General features: G+C 43.7%; 6 protein-coding genes. All 6 read left to right on the top strand.

Annotated elements, in window-relative coordinates; genetic code table 11:
- Nucleotides 1–168 precede the first annotated feature (168 nt).
- On the top strand, nt 169–5,469 hold the full coding sequence (locus FXV78_RS00555) for an alpha-L-fucosidase (protein WP_233447390.1): 5,301 nt from the start codon (nt 169–171) through the stop codon (nt 5,467–5,469).
- Between the two features lie 282 nt (nt 5,470–5,751).
- Complete coding sequence (recJ, locus tag FXV78_RS00550) at nt 5,752–7,464, top strand: single-stranded-DNA-specific exonuclease RecJ (RefSeq protein ID WP_004844384.1); 1,713 nt, start codon at nt 5,752–5,754, stop codon at nt 7,462–7,464.
- Nucleotides 7,465–7,520: 56 nt separating this feature from the next.
- Nucleotides 7,521–9,827, top strand: a complete 2,307-nt coding sequence (locus tag FXV78_RS00545) for a RelA/SpoT family protein (RefSeq protein ID WP_004844383.1) — start codon at nt 7,521–7,523, stop codon at nt 9,825–9,827.
- 6 nt (nt 9,828–9,833) lie between these two features.
- On the top strand, nt 9,834–10,454 hold the full coding sequence (locus tag FXV78_RS00540; RefSeq protein WP_004844382.1) for an MBL fold metallo-hydrolase: 621 nt from the start codon (nt 9,834–9,836) through the stop codon (nt 10,452–10,454).
- A 17-nt stretch (nt 10,455–10,471) separates the two neighbouring features.
- Complete coding sequence (gene hemZ / locus FXV78_RS00535) at nt 10,472–11,902, top strand: coproporphyrinogen dehydrogenase HemZ (RefSeq protein WP_004844381.1); 1,431 nt, start codon at nt 10,472–10,474, stop codon at nt 11,900–11,902.
- Nucleotides 11,893–13,158, top strand: coding sequence for a histidine--tRNA ligase (gene hisS, locus FXV78_RS00530; RefSeq protein WP_039960068.1), 1,266 nt, complete (start codon nt 11,893–11,895; stop codon nt 13,156–13,158). The genes hemZ and hisS overlap by 10 nt, the downstream gene beginning before the upstream one ends.

Raw genomic sequence — 13,158 nt, 5'->3', positions numbered from 1 at the left:
CAGACACATAATCTAAGGGTTTTTTGTGTGCCATGGTGAAAATGGTTAAAAATTTACCCTGAACTGGAAAAATTTAACTAAAAATTGGAAAATAATAAATTGATAAAAATTTAAGTGAGGGAGTATAATCCCATATATAAATATGGTATGTCAGAAAGGAGAAAAAAGGTGAAAAAGAAAGCTTTGTACAAAAAGTGGATGTCAATGCTGCTTGCCGGTGTAGTGACAACAACAGGTTTCATGGGGGGAACGGTAACACTAAGAGCAGCAGAAACAACAAACTGGATCGGGGATGAAGGTCTGAGCGGAACAGCGGACGCTCCAAAACCGGACGATGTAGTGCCGGATGCAAACCAATTTAGGTATCAGAAAGAGGAACTTGCAGCGTTCTGCCATTTTGGACCAAATACGTTCAATGAGATTGAATGGGGTGAGCACTACGGAAATAAAGCACCAAGCGAGATCTTTACATTAAAAAATGATTTTGATGCAGAAACTTTAGTAAAGACTTTGAAGGATGCCGGATTTAAAAAGCTGATCGTAACAGCAAAACATCATGATGGATTCTGTATTTGGGACAGTAAATATACAGATTATGATGTGAAAGAGTCTGGCTATAAAGATAAAAATGGAGAATCAGATATTCTGGCAGAGATATCCAAAGCATGTACAGATCAGAATATGGATATGGGATTATATCTGTCTCCGTGGGATATTCATGAACCGAGTTATGGCTACAAAGATGAGAATGGGCAGCCGACAACACCAGAAAATGATAAAAAGGATTATAATGAGTTTTATAACAACCAACTGGAAGAGATTCTTGGGAATCCAAAGTATGGAAATAACGGGAAGTTTGTAGAAGTTTGGATGGATGGAGCCAAAGGAAGTGGAGCCAATGCGCAAGAGTATAATTTCCAAAAATGGTTTGATACAATTCAGAAATACGAAGGTAAAGGTGTAGACGGACGAGATGCAGACTGTATGCTATTTGGGGCAGAAGCATACACTACGGTTCGTTGGATTGGAAATGAGTTGGGAATCGCTGGAAAAGATACATGGTCAAAGTCGAAAGTAGATAAAAATGCAAATACGATTAACAGCAATAAGCAGGGAAATGCGACAGTTGGTTTTGAAGATGGAAACCAGTGGACCGTTCCGGAAGCAGATGCTCGTATTACTTCTGGTTGGTTCTGGGGAACACAGAAAAACACTCCAAAAACGATGGAAGAACTGAGCGATATGTATTTCAATTCTGTCGGACATAATGCAACATTACTGTTGAATGTGCCACCAAATAATCAGGGAACAGTAGATGAAGCGATTCTGAAACGTGTAGAAGAGTTTGGTAAGAATGTCAAAGAATCATTTGATGAAAACCTGGCAAAAGCAGAGGGGGCATCTGTAAAGGTATCTTCTGTCAGAGGGAATGCTCAAACCTACAAACCAAGCAATATGATTGATGAGAATGACGATACATATTGGACGACAGATGATGGAACAAAGTCAGGTGAAATTTTAATAGACTTAGGAAAAGAAACGAAGTTTGATGTTGTATCAGTTGAGGAGGCAATTCAGAACGGTCAGAGAATCAATAATTACAAGGTAGAGTATCGCAATGGAGACAGTGGTGCATGGACTCTGTTGGAAGAAGGAAAAACTATTGGTGCGAAACGCCTTTGTAGAACAAGCGAGACAACAGCGCGTCAGATTAAAATCACAGTAGGGACAACAGATGGAAAGGTTCCAATGATTAGTGAAGTTGGAGTGTATAAAACTACAGAAGGTATGGAAAAAGCCAATCCGATTCCAAAGGGTATGGAAGTGATTGATGTAACAGATAAAAATGTGGAAGATGGAAAAGGATTTACTTTTAAGGGAACATGGCATGATGAAAATCAACCACAATACATCAATGGTACAAATACATGGGCAAATAAAGATGCAGAATTTGAATTGAAATTCCATGGAACGAAAGCATATCTCTTTGGAACAGTGGATCCAGGACATGGAACAGTTGAAATTACAGTGGATGATGGTAAACCAGTTACGGTTGATACAAAAGCATCAAAACGTGCTGTTGGACAAAAATGGTTTGAGACACCTGATCTGGAAGATGGAGATCATACGATTAAATTAAAGGTTACAGGAAAAGCCGCTGGAATTGAGGCTGCAGCTGTTATCAACAATGGCGGAAAAGGTATGATCGAGCTGGAGTCTGATTCATATACGATGAATGAAGATGAAACAAAATCTTTAAAGGTAAAACGTGTTGGTGGAACAAAAGGTAAAATAACAGCAAAATTACAGCCAAATCCGGGGACAGCAATTCAGGATGATTATGATACGACATTGATTCCGGAAATTGTGTTAGAGGAAGGTCAGACAGAAACAACTGCAGACGTTAAAACAAGACGTAATAAGAACAAAACAGGTGATCAGTATTTCACAGCTGAAATTACAGATGTGAGCGAAGGAGCAATCCTTGGATTTAACAAAAAGGCAAAAATTAACATCAAAGATATGGAGAGCAGCGAAGGCTCATTGGCTGCACTTGTAAAGGAATGTGAATCGTATAAGAAAGACTGGTTTACTTCTGGATGGGATGAATTTGATTCAGCTCTGAAACAGGCAAAGATTGTTTTAGAAGATAAAAATGCAACTCCGGAAAAGAGAAATGAAGCAGAAACAGCTCTGAAAAAAGCGAAAGATGGATTAGTAAAACGTGAAAAATACACAGCAGAAGATCCGTTTGTATTCCCATGGAGAGAAAAAGCCAATGCAACATTGGAAGCTGAATTTGCGGAATTACATAACACTGGTGCAGCAGACGAAAAATGGAAGTTGTCAGTATCAGATGGTGACTGGGCAAGTAATAAGAAATTTATCAATTGCTTGAATGGAGATGATACGATTGCAATTCCGTATAAGGTAGAAAAACCAGGGACATATCATGTTAAACTGACTTATAGAAGCGGATCTGCAGACAATAGTTTGGCATGGAAAGATGATGCGGGAAATATCAAAGCCGGATCTGTTGTAGCAGGAAATACAAATGCGAATGAAACCAAAACAGTAGATTTTGATATTGTGGCAACAAAAGCAGGATCAGGTATTTTGACATTAGAAGGAGACACAAAAGATGCTCCACAGCTCGATATGTTTGAAATCACACCTGGGGATGATATTCAGAGAGCAGAGTTTACTGTGAATGCTTCCGTAGAAGGAGACGGTGGTACAATTACACCAGATGGAGCTACAACAGTTACAGAAGGAAATGATGTTACATTCAAGATCACACCAGACAAGACACATAAGGTAGCGGATGTTCTGGTAAATGGTGAATCTGTAGGAGCTGTCACATCTTATACATTAAAAGATGTGAAGGAAAATGCAACGGTTGTTGCTAAATTTGCTCCGGCAGCATATACAGAAGAAAACCGTTTCAATTTCCCGACAGAAGTAAATGGAACAGCAATCACAGCAGAGGCAGAGCATTTTGCATTAAAGAATGTAGGAACAGGTGAAGCATGGCCATTACAGGTGTCTGCAGCCGATTGGGCAAGCAATGGATACTTTGTAAATGCAATGAATAGTGGTGATCAGATTACTTTACACTATCATGCAGAAAAACCGGGGAAATATAAAGCAACTGTACAGTTCCGTAGCGGTGATACAAATAATGGATTGACTTGGTCTGAGGCTGATAATAAAATTGCGGCTCAGACAGAAGTTATGAAAATAGGAGCTGGAGATCAGGCAAAAGCAACACACACACAAGATATCGAGTTTGTAGTAAATGAAGCAGGTGATGGAACACTGGTATTTACAGCACCAGAAAAGAATGCGCCACAGCTTGATAAATTTGACATTACTCTGGTAGAAGAAAAAGCGCCAGTTGTAGTGAACAAAGATGCATTGAAAGCAGCAATCGATGCAGCCAAAGAAGCGCTGAAAGAAGAGGACAAGTATACAGAAGAGTCCGTGAAAGCGCTGAAAGATGCAGTAGCAGAAGCAGAAAAAGTAGCAGCAGATGAAAACGCAACACAGGAAAGTGTAGATGCAGCTACAAAAGCAGTAGAAGAAGCAACAAAAGGTCTGGCAGAAAAACCGGCTGTACCAGAAGCAGATAAGACAGCCCTGAAAGCAGTTCTTGCAGATGCGGCTCAGAAACTTGCGGGAGCAGATGCTTACACAGAAGAATCTGTAAAAGCGCTGAAAGACGCAGTAGATCTTGCGCAGAATGTATTTGATAATTCGGATGCGAGCCAGACAGAGGTTGATGCAGCTGTGACAGCTGTACGAGATGCAATTGGAAAATTGCAGGAAAAACCACCGGTACAGAAAGAATTTACGATCACAGCAGTTGCACATGGCGGTGGAACCATTGATCCAAGCGGTGCAGTGAAAGTAGAAGAAGGAAAAGATCAGGTATTTACAATCCAACCATATGAAGGATTTGAAGTAAAAGAAGTATTTGTAAATGGAGAATCCGTTGGAGCTGTTACAGAGTACAAATTTGAGGCAGTTCGTGCAGATGCAAGCATTGAAGTATTCTTCGCAGAAAAAGAAGCAGTACAGGCTGACAAGACAAAACTCAACGAGTCCATTGCAGCAGCAGAAGAACTTCTGAAACATGCAGAGGACTATGTTCCGGAAGATGTTCAGAATCTGATGGAAGTACTGGATGCAGCGAAAGCAGTAGCAGCAGATCCGGCAGCGACACAGGAAACAGTAGATGCGGCACAGAATGCACTGGATGCAGCAATGAATATTGCACCGATCCAGAAAGAGTTTGCAATTATGGCAGCAGCAGGAGAGGGCGGAAGCATCACTCCATGCGGTACTGTAAAAGTAGAACGCGGTATGAGCCAGACATTTGTGATCCAGCCGGAAGAAGGATATGTGATCAGTGATGTACTGGTAAATGGACAGTCTGTTGGTGCAGTGGCAGAGTATACATTCTGTGATGTCAATGCAGATGCCAATATTACAGCACTCTTCCAGAAAGCAGCTGTTTCTACAGATAAATCAAAGCTTACAGCTGTTATAAAAGAAGCAGAGGAACGTCTGGAACAGGCAGATAAGTATACCGAAGAGACAGTAAAAGCACTTCAGAAAGAAGTGGAGGCAGCGCAGTTTATTCTTGCAGACAAAGAGGCATCTCAGGCAGACATTGATACAGCAGTACAGAAAGTAAGAACTGCGATCGATGCACTGGAGGAAAAAACGCAGACTGAAAAACCAGAAAATCCAGACAATAATAAACCGGATAACAACAAACCGGGAAATGGAAACAATGACGGACAAAATAATGGAAACAATAGTCAGTCTACAACACAGAAACCGTCAACTGGTACTCCAAACAAAGCAGTGAAGACAGGAGATGCCACTCCGATCGCCGGAGCAGTATCCGGACTTCTTGCAGGAGGAGCAGCACTTCTGGCATTCCTGAAAAGACGCAAATAAATAAAAATAAAAAATTCTTCCTAAACATGAGCAGTGCTCTGTGCCGAAAGGCATGGGGCACTGTTTTATGGTACGGGAAATTTGGCTTTGGCGGAAGATGTTTGAATAAAATATTCGCTGGCAGAACAGTTCTTGTTACCGTTCACACCATTCCCCACCTATCCATGCGCAATCGTCGTGCTTGCGCACTCCAGTTCTGGACAGATTTACAGAAAATTTTTAGTATGCTACAATAAAAATTAACAGCTAGAAAAACAAGAAAGATACTTGGGAGGAACTGACATGGAAAAGTGGTTTGTATCCATGAAGAAAGCGGATTTTACGCAGATTGCGGAAAAATATCATATTTCCCCGATCATCGCGCGCCTGATCCGAAACAGGGATATTTTAGGCGATCAGAATATTGACTATTATTTAAATGGAACGATTGCAGATCTGCACGATGGGATGCTGATGAAAAATATGGATACGGCAGTGGAGATTCTGGAGGAAAAAATCCGGGAAGGCGAAAAAATCCGTGTGATCGGAGATTATGATATCGACGGAGTCAATGCGACGTATATTTTGAAAACAGGATTAGAAAGTCTGGGAGCTTTGGTGGATACGGATATTCCGGATCGGATGAAGGATGGATACGGCCTCAATCAGATGCTCATTGACAGGGCATTGGAGGACGGTGTAGATACGATCATTACCTGTGACAATGGGATCGCAGCCGCTTCAGAGATTGCTTACGGGAAAGCGCAGGGGATGACGATCATTGTGACAGATCACCATGAAGTACCTTATCTAGAAGCAGGAGGAGAGAAAGAATATCTGATTCCCGATGCAGATGCAGTGGTCAACCCGCATTTACCGGGAGATCCTTATCCGTTTAAAGGTCTGTGCGGTGCGGCAGTTGTGTATAAAGTGGTGGAAGCGTTATATAATGTCATGGGGCAGGATGCAGATGATGTAGATTTTCTGATGGAAAATGTGGCGATTGCGACCGTGGGGGATGTGATGGATCTGGTGGATGAGAACCGGATTTTTGTAAAACAGGGGCTGGAAATGCTGAAACGCACGCAAAATGAAGGTCTGAAAGCATTGATGGAATGCACGCAGGTACCGATAGAGAGATTGTCTGCCTATCACATCGGATTTGTCATCGGACCATGTATCAATGCGAGCGGGCGGCTGGATACGGCAAAGCGGGCATTGGAGCTCCTTGAGGTGAAGAACAGAAGAGAAGCTGTCATGATGGCAGAAGATTTAAAAGCATTGAATGACAGCCGTAAGGAAATGACAGAAAAAGGGGTAGAGCAGGCAGTTGAACAGATCGAGACAACGGATTTGAAAGAGGATCGAGTACTGGTCGTGTATCTGCAGGACTGTCATGAGAGTATTGCGGGGATCATTGCCGGAAGACTGAAAGAAAAATATTATAAGCCGGTGTTTGTTCTGACGCAGGGAGAACATGGCGTCAAAGGGTCGGGGCGTTCCATTGAAAGCTACCATATGTTTGAGGAAATGTGCAAATGCAGGGCGTTATTCACAAAATTCGGAGGCCATAAGCTGGCGGCAGGGCTATCTCTGGAAGAGGAGAATGTGGAACGTTTCCGCAGAACGATCAATGAACTCTGTGAGCTGACCAGTCAGGATCTGATGCCGAAGGTATCCATTGACATGCAACTTCCTCTTGCGTATGTAACAGAAGAGCTGATTGAAGAACTGGAACTTCTGGAGCCTTTCGGGAAAGGAAATACAAAGCCGTTGTTTGCGGAAAAAAACTTAAAAGTACAGAATCTCCGTGTGATCGGGAAGAATCAGAATGTCCTGAAATTTCAGGTTCTGGATCGAAATGGACGGAAAATGGAGGCGATCTATTTCGGAGAGGTACAGGAGTGTATGGAGTATCTGCAGGGAAAAGAAGAGGTGGCGCTGACATTTTATCCGTCGGTCAATGAATACAGAGGAAACAAAAGCATACAGATTACAGTGGTAAATTATCAATAATGATGATATACTAATCCATATGGAATTTTACGATAAAAAGAAAAGGGGGATTTGATATGGCAGGTACGCTGGAATATGAACTTCTGAATAAAAATCTGGAAATGGTGGATGGCCATGCCGTGAAAGCACCTGAAGATTATCAAAACCCTGAGCAGTTATATGAAGCGTTGATTGCAAGGGTAAGAAAGTATCATCCATCCGCAGATATTTCTCTCATCGAGAAGGCGTATAAGCTTTCCAGAGAGGCACATAAAGAGCAGGTCCGCAAGTCCGGAGAGCCTTATATCATTCATCCGCTCTGGGTGGGGATCATTCTGGCGGATCTGGAGATGGATAAGGAGACGATCGTGGCAGGAATGCTCCATGATACGGTTGAAGATACAGAGATGACAGTGGAGGATATTACAAGAGAGTTTGGCGAAGAGGTAGCGCTGCTTGTAGATGGAGTCACAAAGCTGGGCCAGTTGTCTTATTCTAAGGATAAATTGGAAGTGCAGGCAGAAAACCTGCGCAAGATGTTTCTTGCCATGGCAAAAGATATCCGTGTGATCATTATCAAGCTGGCAGACCGCCTGCACAATATGAGAACGCTGGAGTTTATGGTTCCGGCAAAACAGAAGGAAAAAGCCAGAGAGACGATGGATATCTACGCTCCGATCGCGCAGAGGCTGGGTATTTCCAAAATCAAGACAGAGCTGGATGATCTTTCTTTAAAATATTATCAGCCGGAAGTGTATTTCCAGCTGGTAAAGGATTTAAATGAGAGAAAGACAGAGCGGGAAGAGTTTGTGCAGCAGATCGTGGCAGAGGTCTCTCACCATATGGAGAATGCCCATATTCAGGCAAAGGTATATGGAAGAGTGAAGCATTTCTTCAGTATTTACAAAAAGATGGTCAATCAGAATAAGACTCTGGATCAGGTGTATGATCTGTTTGCCGTGCGCATTATCGTAGATTCGGTCAAAGACTGTTATGCGGCGTTGGGTGTGATCCATGAGATGTATACACCGATTCCGGGGCGATTCAAAGACTATATCGCCATGCCGAAAGCGAATATGTACCAGTCTTTGCATACGACTCTGATGGGGCCGGCAGGACAGCCGTTTGAAATTCAGATCCGTACAGAGGAGATGCACAAGACGGCAGAGTACGGTATTGCGGCCCATTGGAAATATAAGGAGAGCGGCGGTTCGGCTAAGAATAATAAGAGCCGTGAGGAAGAAAAGTTAAGCTGGCTTCGGCAGATTCTGGAGTGGCAGAGGGATATGTCGGACAACAGAGAGTTTTTGAGTCTCTTAAAAGGCGATCTGGATCTGTTTGCAGAAGATGTGTACTGTTTCACTCCGAACGGAGATGTGAAGAACCTGCCGAACGGTTCTACTCCGGTGGATTTTGCCTATGCAATCCACAGTGCAGTGGGCAACAAGATGGTAGGTGCACGTGTCAACGGCAAGCTGGTCAATATTGATTACAAAATCCAGAACGGAGACCGTATTGAGATTCTGACATCTCAGAATTCCAAAGGTCCGAGCCGGGACTGGCTGAGCATCGTAAAGAGCACACAGGCAAAGAATAAGATCAATCAGTGGTTTAAGCATGAGTTTAAAGAAGAGAATATTATTCGAGGAAAAGAGCTGATTGCCGCATACTTTAAATCCAAGTCGATCGCACAGGCGGATATCATGAAGCCAAAATATCTGCAGATCGTCCAGAGAAAGTATGGATTCCGGGATTGGGATGCAGTTCTGGCAGCAATCGGACACGGTGGACTAAAGGAAGGTCAGGTAGTCAACCGTCTGGTAGAAGAGTATGGAAAAGATCACAAAAAAGAGATTACGGATGCGACGATCCTGGAGAAGATTTCTGAGGCAAACAATCAGAAGGTGCATATTGCAAAATCAAAGAGCGGGATCGTGGTTAAGGGAATCGATGACATGGCGGTGCGCTTCTCCAAGTGCTGCAATCCGGTTCCGGGTGATGAAATCGTAGGATTTGTGACCAGAGGAAGAGGTATGACGATCCACCGTACAGATTGTGTGAATATGCTGCATCTGTCTGCTGTGGAGCGGGAGCGTCTGATCGATGCAGAGTGGGAGAATAATGCAGAGACGGAAGGCGGAGGTCAGTATCTGGCAGAGCTGAAGATGTATGCAAACGACAGGCAGGGACTGCTTCTGGATGTAACAAAGGTATTTACAGAAGAAAAGATCGATGTCAGATCTATGAATACACGAACCAGCAAAAAAGGAACTGCTACACTGGAAATGGGATTTATTGTAAAGGGCAGAGAACAGCTGAATCTTATCATAAAAAAACTGCGAAATGTAGAAGGAGTTCTGGATATTGAACGGACAGCGGGGTAGAGAAAAATGAGAATCAAAAAATTTGTGATCGGAATGGTCGGCACCAACTGTTATGTGGTGTACAATGAAAATACAAAAGAATGTTTTGTTGTGGATCCGGCGGCACCATCTGCGCCGCTTGTCGAATTTATCCAGACAGAAGGTCTTCAGTTGCAGGGAATTCTCCTGACACATGGTCATTTTGATCATATTATGGGAATTGACACACTGCGCAGGGAATGGTCAGTTCCTGTCTATGCCAGTGCACTGGAGCAGAAGGTTCTGACAGATGCCAATGTGAATCTGTCTGTTGCATATGGAGCGGGCTATGTGTTTGCGGACGCCAAGTTTCTGGAAGATGGGGCATCTCTCGCACTTGCAGGATATCAGATCCGTATGATCTCCACTCCGGGGCATACGGCGGGAGGATGCTGTTATTATATAGAAGAAGAGGAGGTTCTTTTCAGCGGAGATACACTGTTTGCAGGCTCTGTTGGAAGAACAGATTTTCCGACAGGCAGTATGAGTACACTGGTGCGTTCGGTAAAAGAGCGATTGCTGAGCCTTCCGGAAGATACACAGGTGTATCCGGGACATATGGAGGCAACAACGATCGGATTTGAAAAGGAGAATAATCCGTTTTTGTAAGAAAACGGAAGAGAAATATGATGATACAGATCAGCAGTAAAGATACGTTATATATGTATAATTTATATCATATTGTGAAGGCTTTTTTCCCGAATGAGGAGATCAGCCAGAATCTGGACGAAAAGCAGGAATCTCTGGTTTCAGTGAAACTGGAAGAGAATTCTTGCTTTTATGTTCCTGTTTCAGAAATTGCAGACTGTCCGGACCGCCAGGATGGAAAGAAGAAGGTGACAAAGCTTGTCTATGACTGGCTGTCAAAAGTGACCGGACGGATACTTGCCTGGGGGATGCTGACAGGTGTCAGACCGACAAAGCTGGCTATGCAGAAACTGGAAGCCGGTATGAGCCGAAAAGAAGTCTGCACATTTTTAGAGCAGGAGTACGGAGTCAGTCACCAGAAGGCAGAACTTGGCATTGCGATTGCAGAGCGGGAAAAAGAGCTGCTTGGCAGACTGGACTATGAGCAGGGATTCAGTCTCTATGTAGGGATTCCGTTTTGTCCAAGCATCTGTTCGTACTGTTCTTTCAGTTCGTCCCCTCTGGCGGAGTGGAAAGACCGGGTAGATGATTATTTAAAGGCGCTCTGTCAGGAAATCCGGGCACTGGGAGAGCGGGCAGAAGAAAGAAAGCTTAATACGATCTATATCGGAGGAGGGACTCCGACAACACTGGAGGCAGAGCAACTTTTTGAGCTTTTGGATACGATACAGAAGTCGTTTTCATTTGAGTATCTGCAGGAGTTTACGATCGAGGCGGGAAGACCGGACAGCATTACAAGAGAAAAGCTGGAAGTGATGCGAAGATTTCCGGTGACCAGGATTTCTGTCAATCCCCAGACCATGCAGCAGAAAACGCTGGATCTGGTGGGAAGAAAGCATACCGTTCAGGATGTAAAAGACATTTTCCATGCAGCCAGAGAGCTTGGATTTGACAATATCAACATGGATCTGATCGCAGGACTTCCGGGAGAGACGGCGGAGGATATGAGGGATACGCTTTGTCAGATTGAAGAGCTTTCGCCGGACAGTCTGACGGTTCATGCGCTGGCGATCAAGCGGGCGGCGAAGTTCGGCCAGGAGCAGCGCAAGATTGATCTGCATTCTGAGATCGAACAGATGGTAGAAGAGAGTGCCAGGGCGGCAGAACGCATGGGACTTGTGCCGTATTATCTGTACCGGCAGAAAAATATTGCGGGAAATTTTGAAAATGTTGGATATGCAAAGGTTGACAAAGCCGGAATATACAATATACTTATTATGGAAGAAAAACAGACGATCCTTGCAGCCGGGGCAGGTGCCTCCACAAAGATCGTGCTTCCGGAGAAGATCCGTCTGGACAATGGACGGGAGACGAATCTGATCCGCATAGAAAATGTGAAAAATATTACGGAGTATGAAAGCCGTATTGATGAGATGATAGAGAGAAAAGGAGAATGGTTATGGCGCTGAAAAAGAAACCGGTAACCGGAATGAAAGATATGATGCCGGCGGAGATGGAGATCCGCGATTATGTGATCGGACAGATCAAAGAGACATACCGCGCATTTGGGTTCTCATCCATTGAGACTCCATGTGTAGAGCACATTGAAAATCTCTGCAGCAAACAGGGCGGAGACAATGAAAAACTGATCTTCAAGATTTTAAAAAGAGGAGAAAAGCTGAAGATCGAAGAAGCAAAAGAAGAAAAAGATGTTGTGGACGGAGGACTTCGTTACGATCTGACAGTACCGCTGTCCAGATACTATGCGAACAATGCAAATGAACTGCCGTCTCCGTTTAAAGCACTTCAGATGGGAAATGTCTGGAGAGCGGACAGACCGCAGAGAGGACGATTCCGTCAGTTTATGCAGTGTGATATCGATATTCTGGGAGAGCCAGGTAATCTGGCAGAGATCGAGCTGATCCTGGCAACGACGACGCTGCTTGGAAAACTGGATTTTAAAAACTTTACGATCCGTATCAATGACAGAAGAATCTTAAAAGCAATGGCAGCATACAGCGGATTTGCAGAGAGTGATTATGAAAATGTATTCATCATCCTGGACAAGATGGACAAGATCGGTCTGGATGGTGTGGCAGCAGAATTAGAGGAAAACGGATATGCAAAAGAGTCTGTGGAAAAATATTTGCAGTTATTCAAAGAGATTACGAATGACGTGGAAGGCGTACGTTACTGTAAAGAAAAACTGGAAGGCTTTCTTGCGGATGACGCGGCGGCTTCGCTCGAGATGATTATTACAAGTGTGGAAAGTGCAAAGGAAGCGGATTTTTGCATGAAATTTGATCCGACACTGGTTCGGGGAATGTCTTACTATACAGGGACGATCTTTGAGATTTCTATGGACGAGTTCGGCGGTTCGGTAGGCGGCGGTGGACGTTATGATGAAATGATCGGAAAATTCACCGGACAGAATACACCGGCAGTCGGATTTTCCATCGGATTTGAACGGATTGTCATGCTGCTTTTAGAACGAGGATATCAGGTACCGACAGCCGCACAGAAGAAAGCATTTCTGATCGACAAGAAGATGCCGAAGGAAGGCATGCTCAAGATCCTAAATCTGGCAAAAGCAGAGCGCGCACTTGGAAAACAGGTGATGATCGTCAACATGAAGAAAAATAAAAAGTTCCAGAAAGAACAGCTGATGGAACAGGGATATACAGAGATTGTAGACTGCTATGCTGACAATGTGGAGCAGTTGTAG

Origin of the sequence: Mediterraneibacter gnavus ATCC 29149, assembly GCF_008121495.1 — a bacterium.
Taxonomy (GTDB): domain Bacteria; phylum Bacillota; class Clostridia; order Lachnospirales; family Lachnospiraceae; genus Mediterraneibacter; species Mediterraneibacter gnavus.
Note: the sequence above shows the minus strand (reverse complement) of the source record. Positions and strands in the feature narration are given on the sequence as shown.